General features: G+C 41.1%; 19 protein-coding genes. 5 read left to right on the top strand and 14 right to left on the bottom strand.

What is annotated here, in order from left to right; all coding sequences use genetic code 11:
- Position 1 precedes the first annotated feature (1 nt).
- From ACFRAK_RS03415 to ACFRAK_RS03365, 11 genes are all read right to left on the bottom strand, one after another.
- A complete protein-coding gene (locus ACFRAK_RS03415; protein ID WP_394571306.1) occupies positions 2–715 on the bottom strand; it encodes a phosphonate C-P lyase system protein PhnL in 714 nt (237 codons plus the stop codon).
- A gap of 22 nt (positions 716–737) precedes the next feature.
- A complete protein-coding gene (gene phnM / locus ACFRAK_RS03410; RefSeq protein ID WP_394571305.1) occupies positions 738–1916 on the bottom strand; it encodes a phosphonate metabolism protein PhnM in 1179 nt (392 codons plus the stop codon).
- Positions 1917–1947: 31 nt separating this feature from the next.
- Complete coding sequence (locus ACFRAK_RS03405) at positions 1948–2793, bottom strand: ATP-binding cassette domain-containing protein (RefSeq protein ID WP_394571304.1); 846 nt, start codon at positions 2791–2793, stop codon at positions 1948–1950.
- Entirely contained in the window at positions 2794–3648 is an 855-nt protein-coding gene (locus ACFRAK_RS03400) for an alpha-D-ribose 1-methylphosphonate 5-phosphate C-P-lyase PhnJ (protein WP_387706526.1), read from the bottom strand.
- Positions 3641–4777, bottom strand: a complete 1137-nt coding sequence (locus tag ACFRAK_RS03395) for a carbon-phosphorus lyase complex subunit PhnI (RefSeq protein WP_387602208.1) — start codon at positions 4775–4777, stop codon at positions 3641–3643. The genes ACFRAK_RS03400 and ACFRAK_RS03395 overlap by 8 nt, the downstream gene beginning before the upstream one ends.
- Positions 4759–5376 carry a phosphonate C-P lyase system protein PhnH gene (gene phnH, locus ACFRAK_RS03390; protein ID WP_387602205.1) on the bottom strand — a complete coding sequence of 206 codons (618 nt, stop codon included), beginning with the start codon at positions 5374–5376 and terminating at the stop codon, positions 4759–4761. Before phnH ends, ACFRAK_RS03395 begins: the two co-directional genes overlap by 19 nt.
- A 12-nt stretch (positions 5377–5388) precedes the next feature.
- Positions 5389–5814 (bottom strand): phosphonate C-P lyase system protein PhnG, encoded by a 426-nt coding sequence (gene phnG / locus ACFRAK_RS03385; RefSeq protein WP_394571303.1) that lies wholly within the window; start codon positions 5812–5814, stop codon positions 5389–5391.
- 279 nt (positions 5815–6093) lie between these two features.
- Complete coding sequence (locus ACFRAK_RS03380; protein ID WP_394571302.1) at positions 6094–6795, bottom strand: GntR family transcriptional regulator; 702 nt, start codon at positions 6793–6795, stop codon at positions 6094–6096.
- A 242-nt stretch (positions 6796–7037) separates the two neighbouring features.
- Entirely contained in the window at positions 7038–7922 is an 885-nt protein-coding gene (locus ACFRAK_RS03375) for a PHP domain-containing protein (RefSeq protein WP_387706520.1), read from the bottom strand.
- A 120-nt stretch (positions 7923–8042) separates the two neighbouring features.
- Positions 8043–8222, bottom strand: coding sequence for a hypothetical protein (locus tag ACFRAK_RS03370; RefSeq protein WP_394571301.1), 180 nt, complete (start codon positions 8220–8222; stop codon positions 8043–8045).
- 16 nt (positions 8223–8238) lie between these two features.
- Entirely contained in the window at positions 8239–8439 is a 201-nt protein-coding gene (locus ACFRAK_RS03365) for a hypothetical protein (RefSeq protein ID WP_394571300.1), read from the bottom strand.
- 655 nt (positions 8440–9094) lie between these two features.
- On the opposite strand from ACFRAK_RS03365, the gene guaC reads away from it, so the two are divergent.
- Positions 9095–10078 carry a GMP reductase gene (guaC, locus tag ACFRAK_RS03360; RefSeq protein ID WP_394571299.1) on the top strand — a complete coding sequence of 328 codons (984 nt, stop codon included), beginning with the start codon at positions 9095–9097 and terminating at the stop codon, positions 10076–10078.
- Between the two features lie 64 nt (positions 10079–10142).
- Here guaC and ACFRAK_RS03355 read toward each other — a convergent pair whose 3' ends face one another.
- Positions 10143–10484, bottom strand: a complete 342-nt coding sequence (locus ACFRAK_RS03355) for a zinc ribbon domain-containing protein YjdM (RefSeq protein WP_394571298.1) — start codon at positions 10482–10484, stop codon at positions 10143–10145.
- 156 nt (positions 10485–10640) lie between these two features.
- On the opposite strand from ACFRAK_RS03355, the gene ACFRAK_RS03350 reads away from it, so the two are divergent.
- From ACFRAK_RS03350 to ACFRAK_RS03335, 4 genes are all read left to right on the top strand, one after another.
- Positions 10641–11330, top strand: a complete 690-nt coding sequence (locus ACFRAK_RS03350; RefSeq protein ID WP_260285494.1) for a response regulator transcription factor — start codon at positions 10641–10643, stop codon at positions 11328–11330.
- Positions 11327–12331 (top strand): sensor histidine kinase, encoded by a 1005-nt coding sequence (locus ACFRAK_RS03345; protein ID WP_394571297.1) that lies wholly within the window; start codon positions 11327–11329, stop codon positions 12329–12331. The genes ACFRAK_RS03350 and ACFRAK_RS03345 overlap by 4 nt, the downstream gene beginning before the upstream one ends.
- Positions 12332–12431: 100 nt before the next feature.
- Positions 12432–13193, top strand: coding sequence for an ABC transporter ATP-binding protein (locus ACFRAK_RS03340; protein ID WP_260285496.1), 762 nt, complete (start codon positions 12432–12434; stop codon positions 13191–13193).
- A complete protein-coding gene (locus tag ACFRAK_RS03335; RefSeq protein ID WP_387602185.1) occupies positions 13183–15129 on the top strand; it encodes an FtsX-like permease family protein in 1947 nt (648 codons plus the stop codon). Before ACFRAK_RS03340 ends, ACFRAK_RS03335 begins: the two co-directional genes overlap by 11 nt.
- A gap of 50 nt (positions 15130–15179) precedes the next feature.
- On the opposite strand, the gene ACFRAK_RS03330 is transcribed toward ACFRAK_RS03335, so the two are convergent.
- The gene (locus tag ACFRAK_RS03330) at positions 15180–16244 is read right to left on the bottom strand and encodes an NAD(P)/FAD-dependent oxidoreductase (protein WP_394571296.1); all 1065 of its coding nucleotides are present in this window, start codon (positions 16242–16244) and stop codon (positions 15180–15182) included.
- Positions 16245–16570: 326 nt separating this feature from the next.
- Positions 16571–18211, bottom strand: a complete 1641-nt coding sequence (locus ACFRAK_RS03325; RefSeq protein WP_387706067.1) for a PucR family transcriptional regulator — start codon at positions 18209–18211, stop codon at positions 16571–16573.
- Positions 18212–18293: the final 82 nt, after the last annotated feature.

Here is an 18293-nt window from a genome sequence, read left to right as displayed (position 1 = left end):
GTTAAATTTTTTGAGTGGCTTGAGTGAAACATCCATTGTGTATGCTATATTCTTTATTCACTAACCGATTCATGAACTCCAAGTCATGAAAAATACCAAGCATGGTCGTTCCTTCTTTCATTAGCTGTTCGAGCAGGGTTTTCACCTTCAATTTAGAATCGTGATCCAAACTTGCTGTCGGTTCATCCAACAAGAGGAGCCGCGGCCTTTTCACCATTGCTCTTGCTATATTTAACCTTAGCTTCTCCCCTCCTGAAAAAGTAGCAGGATAACTGTCCCATAGCTCTTTTCCTATTTCGAAGTGGTCGAGGATTTTTTCCGTTTCGATATTGGCCATTTCCTTGGTTTGTCCCATTTCAAGGATGGCACCGGTAACGAGCTGCCTTGCTGTAGTTCTTGGCATGACATTTAAAAATTGGGATACATAGCCTATCTCATGCTTACGCAGGTATATCATTTCCCTTTCAGTAGCTTTTGCCAGATTAATCGCACCATAGTGGGAAGATTCATACCGGATGTCTCCTTTTTGAACTCGATAGGTACCATAAATCGATTTTAGGATCGTAGATTTTCCGCTGCCGCTCTTGCCTGTAATGCCAATGAATTCGCCTTTTTTCACTGTGATCGTAATGTCGCTGACCGCATGGATATTCTTGCGTTGATTATGTAAAATAAATGACTTGGATAAATCACTGATCTCCAATATGTTCTCCACTTTGCCACCCGCTTTCTAAAATTCAGATCCTGTAATTCGTTTTTTGAATCATTTTTCCGTCTACAATCACAGTTGTTATTACAGGGAAATCACCCGAAATTTTTTCAATGATAAGTATGTCAGCCTTTTTCCCTTCGTGAATCGATCCAATTTCGTCCTCCATCTTGACTGCCCTTGCGGGATTAATCGTAACTAGCTTAAACATATCGACAAGATCCATCCCATGGTTTTCGACCAATTCAAACATTGAATGCAGCAGGGCCGCAGGGTAATAATCACTGCATAATATGTCTATGCTTCCATCCTGAATGGCTTCAGAGGCACTTAAGTTCCCGCTGTGAGAACCTCCCAAAAGCACATTCGGTGCACCGGCTATGGTATACATCCCCATATCATGCGCCTTACGGGCAATTTCAAGTGTGATTGGAAATTCACTTATACTCGTTCCAAAGCTGTGAACCAATTCAAGCTTCTCTATTGAATCATCATCATGTGAGGCAACGGCTATATTATTTTCCCTTGCTAGAAGTGTAATTTCCCTCATTCTTTCAATCGTCAGCTTTTCTTTCACTTGATGAGTCCGGATCATCACATCAATGGCTTCATCACTATAATTGTTATATCCCCTTAAAGTGTTTCGATATATCTCAAGATGCCGATACTGCCCTTGTCCTGGAGTATGGTCCATGAATGAGACCAGATGCACTTTCTTTTCGGAAACATATTCTTTTAAACTATCAATATCCTCCAAATTATCGATTTCATACCGGGCATGAAACCGATGACGGACCAGGTGCTTCATCGTATGTGTTTGATCAATTAAGTCGATGAGCTTCCTTACATTCTCAGGCTCCCGAATTGGCTTATATGCGTATTCAGTGGATTTATAGAGCGACAGGGAATGAAACATGGTCGTGATCCCGTGCGTGATCAGTTCCTTTTCCGTTTCTCTTAAGCTCATATGAAAATTCATTAACGAAGTCGGCCGCGGCGCAGTCATATGTTCAATATAATCCGAATGGAGATCAATGAAACCAGGTGAAACATATCCACCCAAAGCGTCCAGCACTTCCATCTCAGGACTTGTTTCTATTTCTCCCACAGGTGCAATCCGGCAAATTCTATCATCCTTAATTAAGAGATCATGGTCCATCAGGATCGTGTCTTCCGTTATTATTTTCCCATTTTTAATCAGCAACAATGTCTCTTCCCCCATTTTCCTTTAGATTCTTTTACAGCAGTGAGTGTACTAATTGTTGGGTATAAGGATGCTGTGGATCTTCGAGTATTTGATCTGTTAAACCTTGCTCGATTACTTTCCCCTCCAGCATGACGAGCGTACGGTCTGCAAGCATCCGGATTACGCCCAAATCATGGGATACCAATACAATGCTGATATTCAAATCTCTTTGGAGACTTTTAATTAGATCCAATACACTTGCTTGAACGGATAAATCCAAACCCGTGGTGACCTCGTCCAAAAGCAGTATGGGGGGATTGTTGGACAATGCTTTGGCTATCTGGACCCGTTGCTGCATTCCGCCTGAGAAATTCCTTGGTTCTTCTTTCATTCGATGAATGGGAATATTGACTGCTTCAAGGAGCTCGGCGCCTCTTGTTTCCATTCTGCCAACATGTCTGTTCCCAGCTGAAATTAACTTTTCGGCTATATTGCCTATCGAGGAGAAATCCATTTTCAACCCTAGAATCGGGTTTTGATAAACCTTCCCCATCAGGTGGTTTCGAACGAATCTTTTTTTCTGGGCAGACTCCATGAATAAATTCTTTTCTCCATCCTCAAAACCAGCCACATACATTTCTCCATCTGTTACTTCATCGTCAAAATATAAACTTTTCATCAAAGTGGATTTGCCGCTGCCGCTTTCCCCTACAATTCCGAGAACTTCACCGTGATACAAATCAAACGTCACATCTCTACAGGCATATACCGTCCCGCATTCATGACAATAGTTTTTCGCCACTTTTCCCAATTTCATATGTTTACAAATTGAACATCCGCTACCGTACTGTTTGTTCATTTGTTTAACTGATAATACGGGTACCTCAAGCACAGACATTTAATTCACTCCCAATGATTGTTTTTGATTGACCATTTCAAGGCAATTGCTTGTATCATTGCATTGGAAATACGTTTCCCCCGATTCCTCATCAACAAGTTCATCCAAAAACACATCATTGGACCCGCAGAGAATGCAAGCATGATTTGTAAAGGACTCGATTTCAAATTCATAATCATCAAATGCCAATGAAGATACATTTGTATAAGGAGGTACTGCATATACCTTTTTCTCCCTGCCTGCACCTAACAATATGAGCGCTTCACTTTCGTCCAGCTTGGCATTATCGAATCTTGGTATTGGACTCGGTGCCATGACATACCTGTCGTGTACCATCACCGGATGGTCTGCATCCGTCGCCATTATTCCGTATTTCATGATTTGTTCAAATAACATAAGCCATGCACCGCTATACTCTCTCTCAGCATGAAGCTTTTTCGTTTCATGTTCGCTCGGCTCAAAGTTCCTTAAAGGTTCCGGTAATGGAACTTGAAGAACTAAAATCTGGTCTCGTTGCAACGGCACTTCCGGCACCCTGTGCCTGGACTGGATTAAAGAAGCATCTTTTGTGCTTTCCGTCGTCCTTACCCCAGTGGTGTCAGATACGAGTTTTTTTATATTAACGGCATTAACGGATTCATCCGAGCCTTGGTCGATTACCTTAAGGACGTCATCCTTTCCGATCAATGACAATGTCAACTGCAGGCCGCCCGTGCCCCAACCACGCCCAATCGGCATTTCCCTTGAAGCGAATGGGACTTGATAACCGGGAATGGCAATGGCCTTCAGTGTCGCCCTTCTAATTTCCCGTTTCGACCCTTCATCAAAGAATGCAAAATTATAGGTTTTATTCATCCAATCCAACCTCCTGCTCTGTGGTCTTATCTTTTGACTTCCGAATGCTATCAAGCTTGGATTGGAACGTAACATAATGAGGCATCTTCAAATGGGAGATGAAGCCCGTTGATTCCACTGAATCTATATGATAAAGGACGAATTCCTCGTTGTGACTTGGAAACTCCTTGTTTGGTTTTTCCAGGCAATTATCCAGGATGCCCATTGCGATTGCTTTTGTTTCATTTTGTCCCATGCACATGCCATAGCCAATTTCAAACTCCATTTCTTTTTTGCCTTGTTCTTTCTCTACCGTAAGCGGAATGAGCATCTCTACCTCCGTTGCTGTAAAGTCCCCAATATAATAGCTATCTTCCCCTTGCCCTTCGTCCAGCAGCGGGTGATCGAGATGGACTGGCAGCTGACCTACGCGCAGCTCCCCTACTGTCGGGTGCAGTGCACCATATCCACGAATGACTGCATAAGCAAGTGATGTCACTGCACCGGTTTGGCCTCTTGTTAAAATTTGCAGGCGTTCACTCCGCATTGAAGGAAACTCCAGACTCTTCCTTGTAACATCCCCAGGCTGTAAATCATTGTTTTCACAGTTTGCTAATAAGCCTTCACTTCTTAAGTAGTCCAAAACTTTAGGCAGAGAGTTTAAATCAGCCGTCTGGTTCTGATATTCTGTTGAATGATTTTCTTCTTGAAAAGCCCGTAACCAATCTTGAATGCTTAGATCCGATTCATTTTCCAGCTCCGAATCTAGTAACCGATGTGTATAATCGGTCGTGGCACCTAAAATCTGTCCGCCAGGTACATCCTTAAAACTAGCTGAAATCCGCCGTTCCACTTTCATATTTTCAGAACTGATCACACGTGAAACATGTTTTCGCGGCAAAGTGGATCGATAGGCCCTCAAGAGGAAAACAGCTTCTTCCGGATTGCCTTCAGCCTGTTTAATGGCAAGTGCAGCCAGAGATTGATCATACAAACTGCTTTCTGACATAACCTGGTCAATCAGCCCTCTCATCCCAGCTTCTATCTTATGCAGCTCTATAGCCGTCCCTTTTTTGACCCGCTCATACTTTAAGCGTTTGATGGATTCCTCAATCGCCTTTGTTCCGCCCTTTACTGCAACATACCCCATATAATCTCACCCCCGTTTTCTTTAATTTCAGTCGTTCTCGGCAAAGCTATTAAACGATCTTGTCGATCCACAAAATACATATCGATTCCTAAAGGGAATTCTATGTTTTTTTCGTTCCTTACACCAAGCCAGGCGGAGACATTCGGGAGGCTTATGAATGATTCCTCTTGAATTCCCGGTCCAGAAAGGATCATTGAGTCCCCTTTCGTTACATCCGGCACTTCTAGAATGATCATGGCCGATTCATGGGGGTTCAACAGATTTCCTACCTTTGCTTTATTTATCGCTTCTTTCATTTGCTCTTCGGAGGCATCATGTAAAATAAAGATAAAATCCGCTTCCGGCAAATCGACAGGCTTAGAATAAGTAAGCTGATTGATCATTCTTGACACAGCCTCCCCCTCTTTGGCAATGACCTTAAAAGTCACTTCAGGGTCAAGTACAGTAAGTGCAAGCAGGATAGTAGAAGATAGGCATTCCATTTGAACATCCAATGTCTTGGCTTCCCTCTCGAAAACCACTAAAGTTCCAGGTCTTGAAGTCGCCGTTACAAGCTTTCTATAAACAGTTTGTATATCATGAACTACATCCAAATTCATTGCTTTCCCCCCTTATTGAACATCCATTGTTTCAAAGTTAACCCTGGTTCTTAAGATTGATTGATTCAGCTCTTGAAGATTTTTCTGTATATTCTCTTTCTCATTTCCCAAAACATGTGACCATGATTTCGTTTCGCCAAGATCAGCCTGATAAGCAGCATCAATGATAGCTAAACGATGTGCCAGCTCTTCCCGATGCCCCATAACGATTCCAATCCCGATTGAATCCTGGATTTGGACCGTGCATTCAGTCACCAGCATTTCCCCAAGATAAAACAAGCTCTTTTTTGCCGTTTCCCTTGTTTTTAGCAACACAAGGGCACTCTCTGGCTTTTGAATAACGGTAACTTTATATTTCATTGCTATTTCCTTGGCAAATTCCCTCGCGATGTCCTCAGAGCCTTGAATCAAAATCTCGGTTCTTTCCCTTCTTCTCATTCCATTGGCCTCCAATGTTTTAGTTTCCCGCTACATCTTCAATGTATCTTGTTGCCAAGTGAACGTACGTTAAGAAAGAGTAAATCTTTGTATGGAATTTGTTAAAGCCGGACCTGCACTATTCAAAATTTCGTACCATTACTCGTGAATTCGAGCTTTACTCGTGGGTTTCGTACTTTTACTCGTGAATTCGAAGCACTTACTCGTGAGTTTCGTACTTTTACTCGTGAATTCAGAGCATTTACTTGTGAATTCGAGCGATATCTCGAATGGAAGTTTTTATATAACATATGTGAAACAATCGCTTCGATAGATTATGACCGTGTGCTCAAGGACTTGATTGCTCCGCTTATCCCGGCATAACGATTCCACTTGCAAAAGTGGAATTAAACTTGAACACTGTAAAATATCCCGTTCGAAAAGAGTAGGAAAAATCACGTTCAGTGTGCTCCTGCTGGATCCGAATTCCACGAAGCCACGCCGCCGATAATATTGAAACATAGAGGTAATGTCAGGACCGTCCTTTTCAATTTCAGGAAATGTTGATTTTGCTACAAAAGATGTATGAAGAGCAATCGGGAAACCTTCCATTAACCTAAGCCTGCCAATTTTAAAGACCACGTCATCCCTTTCCGCCTCGAGGCTTTGAAAGATCTTCTGATCATAAGAAATTTCTTCGCAAAAAATAGTATCCGTTTGAAAGGAAAACTGGAATTCTTTCATTTTCTCGGTGAAACTGACATCTCCGGATAGAATTAACGGAATTTGCTTCTTGCTTTCCTGGACATAACTTCCCTTACCTTGCTTCGAATAGATAAAGCCTAAATCTTGAAGCTGCTCGTATGCCTTCCTGACAACCATTCTTGGAACATTAAATTGATCAGCGAGTATATGCTCCGAAGGTAACTTTTTATCCAATTGAAAGGTCCCACTCTTAATTTCCGATATTAAATGATCCACTAAAAAGTTTTTTTCCGCCAACAGAAATCCCCCTTTAAATATTAGATCAGCCCAATACCTATTTTTCCTTGTTAATGTCAGTGTAATGAGAAAATATGAAGCTACCATGATTTTCTTGTAAAAAAAAAGTCCTGGTCAAATACCAGAACGAAAGGGAATATTTTTTTATGGACCTTTTCCTTACAGCATCCTGGATCGTTCAGTCTTTCAAATTGCTCATCCAGCATATGATCAGGTCGCTTTCAAAGCAAAATTTCCTGGCTTCATAAATCGATATTTTTCAATACCACATCATTAATGGACATGCTTTTTTTCCTTAATTTCAAAGCATCCACACATTCCTTTCCAGGGCTCATACTGCCAAGCCGAATCGGCTTCTCCCCATAATCCCCATGAAAATCCGAACCTCCTGTCTTAATGAGATTATATTGATCTGCATATGAAATCGCTCTTTCCTCTTCTTCACGACCATGATGCGGATGAAGAACCTCAATCCCTTCAAGCCCTGCTTCTACAAGATCAGGAATCATTTCGAAGCTCCCGTATTGTCCAGGATGAGCAAGGACTGGAACGCCCCCGGCAGCACGAATCGCCTTCACAGCAAGGATGGCATCCACATACTCCATAGGAATGAAAGCAATGCCTGGCTCTTCTCCATTTTGGCCGCGACTGAAGATCTTCTTATACAAATCTCCATAGATAGAATCCGTATACCCCGATTCCCTTAGTGCCAGCATAATATGCTGTTTATAAACGCCGGTTCCTCCCTTGAATTTAGAAACCTGATCCCAAGTTATTCGATATCCTGCATGAATCAGCCGTTCCACCATTTTTTCAGAAGCTGCATTCCTCTTATGAATCAGTGGATTACATAGCTCCTCAAGTGCCTTATGACCAGGCTCAACAAAATAGCCCAAAATATGTACACGCCTTCCTCTTGCAAAGTCATAACCAGAAACTTCTATACCAGGGATGATTTCAATTCCTATTTCCTTTCCCCGTTCCACCATCTCATGCAATCTCATCGTTGTATCGTGATTCGTAATCGCTACATGGCCAATGCTCTCCCTTTTTGCAACCTCCAATAGTTCTTCAAAAGAACTGGAACCATCTGAAATGTTCGTATGACAATGTAATTCAACCTTCATGCCAATCCCCCCATTCTTATTCGTTACCCATCATCATTTTAACTTAGTGCCATGTCGGTCCCGTTAAGAAGATGTAAAAAAACGTAAAAGTGCAAAAGCCATACAGTTTGGTGAAAATACTTAAGGATTTAAGGCATCAGAAAATAAAACATCCGAGTTGATTTCAGAAATCCGCTCCCTTTCCGCCGACTGTCTGCCAAGCCTTCTCGCCGCACGCGTCTCCGGGGTCTCGGCTAGCCAGTTATTCGGCAGGAGTGTCGCAAATTTCTTCCATTCATTAAGGATTACTGTAAAAAACATGAAGGATAACCTTGTCTTAATCTAGGTTCGGGATGAGACCGCCTTCAGTTTTTTCTTTCTTAAAAACATCCGAGTTGATTTCAGAAATCCGCTCCCTTTCCGCCGACTGTCTGCCAAGCCTCCTCGCCGCAAGCGCCTCCGGAGTCTCGGCTAGCCAGTTATTCGGCAGGAGTGTCGCAAATTTCTTCAATTCATTAAGGATTACTATAAAAAACATGAAGGATAACCTTGTCTTAATCTAGGTTCGGGATGAGACTCTTCCCATTAGGTCGACAACATAAAGAAAAAGCGAGTGCACCTGCAGATTTTTTTTAAAACATTCCAGTTGATTGGAACGGAAGGCGCGAGACTCCTGCGGGAAAAGCGAGTCCAGGGGAGACCCCACAGGCGCAAAAGCGCCGAGGGCGGACCGCCCGCGGAAAGCGAGTGCCTGGAGAGGAAATCAACGTTCGCATTTTACAAACCCACAAAAAAAAATGTTGGCAAACAATGATTATCTAGTTTGTACACAAAAACAAAGTTGGTTGGAGCGGGTGTTCGAGACTCCTGCGGGAAAAGCGAGTCCAGGGGAGACCCCACAGACGCAAAGAGCGCCGAGGAGGCTCCCGGACCGCCCGCGGAAAGCGAGTGCCTGGAGGGGAAATCAACGTTCCCATTTTACAAACCCACAAAAAAAATGTTGGCAAGAGAAATCATGTTCGTTCGTCTTTTTCAGCTTCCTGCCCTGTAGCGGATTTTCCATCAAACTGAAAAAAAATCAAAATAAAACCATTAAAAATTTTGACTTACTGTCAAAAATGATGTACATTACCTATTGGGCGAACAATTTTAATAATTAAAGATAAAAATATTCGTATATAGAGGTGCATAACATGGAAAACGTGTTTGATTATGAAGATATTCAATTAATTCCTGCAAAATGTGTAGTAAATAGTCGTTCTGAGTGTGATACATCCGTTACATTGGGTAAACATACATTCAAGTTACCTGTAGTACCTGCCAATATGCAAACGATCATTGATGAACAGATTGCCATTTACTTAGCTGAAAACGGTTACTTCTATGTAATGCATCGTTTTGAGCCAGAAAAACGACTGACTTTCATTAAAGATATGCATTCACGAGAATTGATCGCTTCCATCAGTGTAGGCGTTAAAGAAGAAGAATACGGATTCATTGAACAATTATCGGCTGACAACATTGTACCTGAATACATTACTATAGATATTGCACACGGCCATTCCAATGCCGTGATAAAGATGATACAGCATATTAAAAAACATTTACCTGAAAGTTTTGTCATTGCAGGAAATGTGGGAACTCCTGAAGCGGTTCGGGAATTGGAACATGCCGGTGCGGATGCTACAAAGGTTGGCATCGGGCCAGGGAAAGTTTGCATCACTAAAATCAAGACTGGATTTGGAACGGGCGGCTGGCAGCTAGCTGCACTTCGCTGGTGTGCAAAAGCGGCAAGCAAACCAATCATAGCTGACGGCGGCATTCGCACGAACGGTGATATTGCTAAATCAGTTAGATTTGGAGCTTCCATGGTCATGATCGGTTCACTATTTGCTGGACATGAAGAATCTCCAGGGCAAACGATCGAGAAAGATGGAAAGGCCTTTAAAGAATACTTTGGTTCAGCTTCTGAATTCCAAAAAGGTGAGAAGAAAAACGTTGAAGGTAAAAAGATGTATGTCGAGCACAAAGGATCTTTGGAAGATACGTTGAAGGAAATGGAACAAGACCTTCAGTCTTCCATTTCATATGCCGGCGGAACCAAGTTGGAATCCATCCGGAATGTGGATTATGTCGTCGTTAAGAACTCTATCTTTAACGGTGACAAAGTTTATTAAGAAGGAATCATTAAACGTAAAAAAGAACGGCCTAATCAATGGATTAGGCCGTTTTTTATACTAATTATATCTTTTTAACAAATTGGGATTTTAATTTCATTGCACCAAAACCATCAATCTTGCAATCAATATCATGATCTCCATCAACTAGACGGATGCTTTTGACTTTAGTGCCCATTTTTAAGACGGATGAGCTCCCTTTCACTTTAAGGTCCTTGATTACCGTAACGGTATCACCGTCGTTCAAGGCATTTCCATTAGCATCCTTGATAATCTTCTTTTGATCACCATTTTCCGTTTCCGCTTCCACCGCCCACTCATGGGCGCATTCCGGGCAAACAAAAAAACTTCCATCTTCGTATGTATATTCTGAATCACATGCAGGGCAATTAGGAAAATCAGACATAAATTCACTTCCTCCATTCGTTATTGTCAATTCTAATATAATAATGGTTTACACACAACCGGAGTCTATTACAGCTCCTGTTCCTCCCTTCCTCTAGAACCTATAGAGTTTTTACTATATACTTTTAAGAAAAAGCTGGAAAGTGCGGTGACCCCCTTGTTTAAACTACTATTGATAGAAGATGATACGACGTTATTCAATGAAATTAAAGATAGATTGGCGCAATGGTCTTATGATATATACGGAATCGGCGATTTTAGTAAAGTGGTTCAGGAATTCACGGAAATAAAACCTGATTTGGTCATCATTGATATACAGTTGCCGAAGTTCGATGGGTTTCATTGGTGCAGAATGATCCGGTCCCATTCCAATGTTCCCATCATCTTTTTATCTTCACGTGATCATCCTACCGACATGGTGATGTCCATGCAGCTTGGAGCTGATGATTTTATCCAGAAGCCTTTTCATTTCGATGTACTCATCGCAAAGATACAGGCCACCCTGCGCCGTGTCTATAATTACAATACCGAAAAGGTCGAATTGAAAACCTGGTGCGGCGCAACTGTGGATTACGAGAAGAACACGGTATCGGCCGGGACTGGCACAATCGAATTGACGAAAAATGAAATTTTCATCTTGAAAAAGCTCATTGAACAGAAAAACAAGATCGTAAGCCGCGAAGAATTGATCAACAGCTTATGGGATGACAAACGTTTCATAAGCGATAACACCCTTACAGTGAATGTGAACCGTTTACGAAAGAGATTGGATGAACTGGGTTTAGGACATTTCATCGAAACGAAGGTTGGACAGGGTTATATCGCCGTAGAAGAGGCAAATGCATGATCAGGAAATATCTCGCGGAAAGGCTCAGCTGGATCATATTCTACATACTTCTTCATCTATTCATTATCTTTGTCGCTTATCTTGATTCGGCGATACCGTTAAAGCCCATACTGTATATTGTTTTTTTATCATTGCTCATATTCATTATGTTTTTGATATTCCGCTATAAAAAAGAAACCTATTTTTATAAAAGTTTAGAAGCGCGGGAAGACAACCTGGATATTACGAATATAGCCGAACCAGAAAGCCCTTTCGAAAAAATCATAGAAAACAGCATCATGAACCAAACCGAAATATTGAAGCAGTCCGCATCAATCGGTCAAATGACTTTAGAGCAGGAGAAGGATGAATTATTAACTTGGATTCATGAAGTCAAGACACCATTGACGGCGATGCATTTAATGATTGACCGCTTGGATGATGAATTGCTGAAATCGCATTTGACTTATGAGTGGCTGCGCATTCACCTGCTTCTTGATCAGCAGCTCCACCAAGGGCGCTTGCCTTTCATCAAAAATGATTTGTATATAGAGAAAACCGATTTGGAAACAATAATCTTTGATGAGATTAAAACGCTGCAATCATGGTGCATTCAAAAAGGGATCGGCTTCGACATACAATTGGATGTAACCGAAGTGCTTACCGATGCCAAATGGCTGGCCTTCATCATGAGGCAGCTCCTGACCAACTCCATTAAATACAGTGAAAACTCGGATATCGCGATATATAGCCATGAACAGGCTGGACAAACGTTTCTTGAAGTGAAGGATTCTGGACGGGGCATCGACCCAAAGGATTTATCCCGCATATTTGATAAAGGATTCACTTCCACGACAAATCATCGTGACACTGCGGCAACTGGCATGGGTTTATATTTAACAAAGAATGCAGCCGAGTCCCTATTCATCTCCATTGACGTGAAATCAGAGCTTGGAACCGGAACGACCTTTATCTTGACCTTCCCAAAAAGAAATGATTTCGTGAATATCACAAGCATGTGACAAAAGTGTCACATGCTTTTATTCTTTGTTCGTCCAAACGAAGGAAAAGAAATTCACGGCCTTTTATAATGAGGATATAGAAAAAAAGGAGTGTATCCAAATGAATATATTAGAAGCTAAAAAAATCCATAAAAGCTATGGTAATAAATTCAATAAACAAGAAGTATTAAAGGGCCTTGATATAAGCATACAAGAAGGTGAATTCGTAAGTATCATGGGTGCATCCGGTTCAGGAAAAACGACTTTGCTTAATGTCCTTTCCTCGATCGATAAAATCAGCAACGGCACCATTACAATCGATGGAAAAGTGATTTCAGGGATGAAAGAAAAGCAGCTGGCCGAATTTCGGAAGAACCATCTAGGCTTCATCTTCCAGGAATATAACTTATTGGACACACTGACCGTTAAAGAAAATATCCTTCTGCCCTTATCCATTACAAAAACACCCCCTAATGAAGCGGCACAAAAGTTTGATGCCGTGGCGAAGGAACTGGGCATATATGAAGTGAAAGATAAATACCCAAATGAAATTTCCGGCGGTCAAAAACAGCGTACGTCTGCAGCACGGGCCTTCATCCATGATCCAAGCATCATTTTTGCAGATGAACCGACTGGGGCGCTTGACTCCAAATCAGCTTCCGATTTACTGAACAAACTGAGTGAAATGAATCAAAAGCGCAAAGCGACCATCATCATGGTAACTCATGATCCAGTGGCGGCCAGTTATTGCAGCCGAGTCATTTTCATTAAAGATGGACAAATATATACACAATTGAATAAGGGTGAACAATCGAGACAAACCTTCTTCAAGGACATCATGAAAACACAAGGTGTATTGGGAGGGGTTCAAAATGAGCATTAATCAACTCATCTTTCGAAATCTGAAGAAGAATCTGAAGAACTATTATCTATATGTGTTTGCCCTGGTCTTCAGCGCTTCCCTGTACTTTGCCTTTGTCACCTTGCAATATGACCCAGCGCTGGATAAAGCGGAGGGTACGGTGAAAGGGGCCGCCTCCATCAAGGCTGCATCGATCCTGCTTGTTGCAATTGTTTCCATATTCCTTTTATATGCCAATAGCATTTTCATAAAAAGACGCAGTAAAGAAATTGGCTTATTTCAATTGATAGGCATGACCAAGAACAGGATATTCCGTATCCTGAGTCTGGAAAACCTGATCTTGTATTTCTGTTCCGTATTCCTGGGAATCTTTGTTGGGTTTGCCGCATCAAAATTGATCATCATGATCCTATTTAAAATAATGGGTGTCCAGGCGATCGCGACCCTTACATTTTCTTTTCAGCCGCTTATTCAAACCATTCTCGTTTTTAGCGCCATCTATCTTTTCATCATGTTGATGAATTATGCCTTCATTAAAAGGCAGACCATACTTTCATTATTTAGAGTGACTTCAATGACGGAAGGAAAAGTGAAAAAGGTTTCGATGTTTGAAATGATCATCGGGGTATTCGGAATCATCCTGATCATTGCCGGCTATGTCGTCTCATCCAAATTATTCGATGGAGCTTTTACAGAGATGACCGAGCTTTTTATGGCCATGGTCTTCATTTTGGCAACCGTCATCATCGGTACCTACCTATTCTATAAAGGATCCGTAAGCTTCATCTTTAACATCGTCCGTAAAAAGAAAAATGGCTATTTGAACATCAATGAAGTATTGTCCCTTTCATCCATCATGTTCCGGATGAAATCGAATGCGATATTATTGACGATCATCACGACCGTTTCCGCTCTGGCGATCGGGTTATTATCATTAAGCTATATCTCCTACTACTCAGCGGAGAAAATGGCACAAAGCTCTATCCCCACCGATTTTTCGATGACGGATACGGAAGATGCAGATGCATTCAAAAAAGCACTATCAGACAGTAAAATTGGTTATGACGAAAAGGTGATCGATGTCATTCAAGTCGATGTCAATGTAAAGGAAATAATGGAAACCAGCCTGGAAGGAGTGAACTTCGATCCGGACATCATGACCCTTCCCGTCATCAGTGATGAATCCGTTAACGGAATCAACCTCGCCGAAGATGAGACCCTTTTCAGCGGATACAGTAATATGATGGAGAAGGTCATGTCCTTGAAGGATTCCGGAAAGATTGAATTGAAGGGCAAACACGAAGTGATTCCGCAAACATATATGGGATTGAAAGATGATACCTTCTTGTCCTATTACTTCACGAGTGGCGGAATGCCCGTCGCCATTGTAGACCAAACGATATTCGACCGTTTGAAAAAGGATGTCGACCCGAAAATCCAAAAGGTTTCATCGGTGAATATCGGCATTGATGTGAAGGATGAAGCTGAACTTGAAAAAGCGAATGATCTATTCAATAAAATGAGTTTTAAAGAAGAACATGTGAATGATTCCCAATTTGAAATGTTCAACACCCAGAAGAAGAATATGGGTCTTATCATGTTCATTGTCGCCTTCTTGGGATTAACCTTCCTTATCACATCCGGTTGCATCCTCTATTTCAAGCAAATGGATGAAAGTGAAGGTGAAAAATCCAATTACACCATCTTAAGGAAACTGGGATTCACGCGAGGTGACTTGTTAAGAGGAATCCAAGCAAAACAAGTTTTCAATTTCGGCATTCCTTTAGTCGTCGGGCTGCTTCATAGTTATTTCGCAGTCCAATCAGGATGGTTCTTATTCGGGACCGAAGTTTGGACACCGATGATCATCGTTATGGCATTATACACGGCATTGTATTCGATCTTCGGGATCCTATCCGTCTTCCATTACAAGAAGGTCATTAAAGAATCTCTATAGGTGCTGAAAAGCTCCAGGGCCCATGAGGCCCTGGAGCTTTTATTTTCTCTTTAAAGTACCCCAGCGGGTTTCATCATTTCCTTGATTAATTCCCTGTTGCGCTTTTTAAAGATTTCATTATGGGAAGAAACCATCCCCACTCCGTGAGCGTCAGGCTGGATATATTGCTTTGCTTTGTTTACGGCATTTGCAGCATCTTGAAAAGTACCTGCAATCAGGTTCAATTTCCCTTCATGCTTTAGAATATCACCGGCAGCGTATATTCCGTCCATCGAGGATTCACTTGCAGAAGTACCTTCAATATAATAATTGTCGGCTATGGCTATATCCACTTTACTATTTCGAAGCAGCGATGTATCACGCTCATAACCATGATTGATGATGACCTCATCGATCGGCAAGTAAGAAACCTCTCCCGTTCCGTGATTCGTCAGTTCAACATGTTCAATTGATTCATGATCAGCGCAGGCGATCAGTTTTGTAATCGTCGTATTCAAGAAACAAACAGCAGAGCTTTCCATCAATTGCCTTGCTTGTGATTCATGACCCGCTAAACTATCTTTCCTATATGTCAAATACACCTTTTTGGCGATGGGCTCCAATTCGTTTGCCCAGTCTATAGCAGAATTCCCGCCGCCTGAAATGATCACCGTCTTATCCTTGAATCGATTGAAAGACTTAACAGTATAGTTTAAATTGGAGACTTCAAACCTTTCTGCCCCGTCTATTTCCAACTTTTGCGGATTCAGGATTCCGCCGCCAACCGCGACAATGATCGTCTTGGAAAAGTGCCTTTGACCTGAAGCCGTATGTAAAACGAAGATACCTTCTTCATTGCGTGTGATGGATTCCACTTTTTCATTCAAGACGACTGATGGATTGAATGTTAAACCTTGCTCCACCAGCTGCTCAATCAATTTTTCCCCAGTTGTGGGTGTCAGCCCTCCAACATCCCAAATCAGTTTCTCCGGATAGACATGAATTTTCCCGCCTAGCCTTGGCTGGTATTCAATCAGTTTAACTTTCATTTCTCTAAGTCCGCTATAAAAAGTGGAGTAAAGGCCTGCTGGCCCTCCCCCAATAACCGTTACATCAAATAAATCTTGCTGTTCCATTTACGTCCACTCCCCGGTAACCAATTGTTATTGATTATCATTCTCATTTAATGGTACACTCTTTTTTCACTTTTTACAATATGGATTTATTAAAAAACTCTGTTCATTTTAAAAATCAACAGAGTTTTTTATTTTCAATCACTAAAACTTACCATTCATTTAGAAGGTATGAATGATAAATGGAACATTACCACCAGAATGTAAAATTAGGTTAAAAATGGTGTATATAGAGTTTTTTCTATTCGTCTCATTCCTCTATGAAAGTAGACGGAGAGATATTGCGGAACACACTGTTACCTATGCGCCCCGTGGTTGGCGGCTGATAACTACTTCGTAGGTACTCCCACTGGCTGTATGAGTTGATATGCTTTCAAAGCCATTTCAACGTTTAATCTATTCTCCGGCATATCAAAGTCAAGATCAAGAATCTTTTTTATTTTTTCCAGCCGATGATAGAGTGTTTGTCTTACAACATGTAATTTTTGAGCAGTAAGCTTCTTTGAGCGATCAAGCTCAAAGTATTTTGCTAAAGTCATAAGCAATTCCGTTCCATATTCCTTATCATAGGATATTAAAGGAGAGAGATAGTCTTCAATAAAATGGGCTGTATCTTGATCATGCTGAATTAATTGTATCAACCGAAAGATGCCAAGGTCTTCGTAAAAGGCACTTGTTGAAAACGTACGATAATTTAAAGCTAACTGCGCTTCTCGATAACCAGTATGAGCATCCAAAAGTAACTGGTATTGTCGCCCAACGCCTATACGGATTTGGCTAGATTCACCTTCTTTAACATATAGCAAGGCATTGATCACTTTCAAGAAGCGTGCCTTAGAGGAATCGACAGTTCCAAGATCAATAGCTAATACAATAATCTGATTTCTTACTGATGTGATATAGGGTGTAAAAGAATATTTTGCGAACCCAGATCGAATTTTTAAAGAATAATGATAAATAGCAGATTCATTTTCTTCATCCGATAAAATTAATGAAGACGGATGAAGAACATCTTCGATATCAACGATTGCAATTCGATAATGTATAGAAGCGCGCTTAGACTTTAACGAAATAAATCCCCTTGCTTGTTCCTCATTATTGATGCGTCTATAAAGTAGATCATTTAGCCATGTAGATTCTAAACGTAATCGTTTTTCATCCAAATAATGTTTGCGCAATAAGTCTTGCGAGATTGCTAGAGAAGCACGATCAAGGATTAGGAAATCAAATTCATCCGATTCACGATCTAAAACCATAACAAGGTGCGCCCAGATTTGATCCATTGCTCCGATCGGTTGGAGAAGAATGGTATGGTTTAATGCCTTCCATTCAACGGGCGAATCATTTGTAATTCGGTCTTGCCAGTGTTCTTTATCTTCATAAATGGTTTGAAGTAGCTGTTCCATGAATTCATTTTTCAATCCTGGAATCGAAAAAGGTGTTCCTTCTATTGGAAGATAGATAATTGGTGCTTCTGTCTTCTGTTGCAACAACTTTAAAATATTTGATAACCCATGAGTAGTGAGTGACAATGAATGGAACTTTCTTGAAATCGAATCTAATGTAACCAACTTCTCATGATGAGCATTAATGATATACGAATGTAGATCCTGTGCTATTTCGACGAAATTTATGAATTCTTTGAAAATAATAATCGGAAAGTTATACTCATTTGCCATCTCAATCATTTCATTAGGGACCTTTTCGAAGTAGTGTCCAAGTTCTATACATAAACATGAAGCGTTGCGTTCGATAAGATTTAACAAAAATGATGTATTAGAGGAGTCTCTCCATTCAAACCCAAATCCGGTGGAGAGTATCAGTTCCCCTCCCTGAAAGATGGTATCATCAAAAAACGGAATTTCAAGGACATGTGTCCATTTGACTTGACGGTGCAACCCGTTTGCCCCTGCAACTACCTCCGTCTTTGAAAAGAGTGAGCGCTTAAGAACATCTTGTACTGTAAGCATATGTACCTCCTCATTTAATAATTGTTAATTGTATCATTTTATTATAACTATACTAGAAAGTCTAAACCCACAAAATATGGAT

The sequence above is a fragment of the Peribacillus sp. NPDC056705 genome, assembly GCF_043656335.1.
Note: the sequence above shows the minus strand (reverse complement) of the source record. Positions and strands in the feature narration are given on the sequence as shown.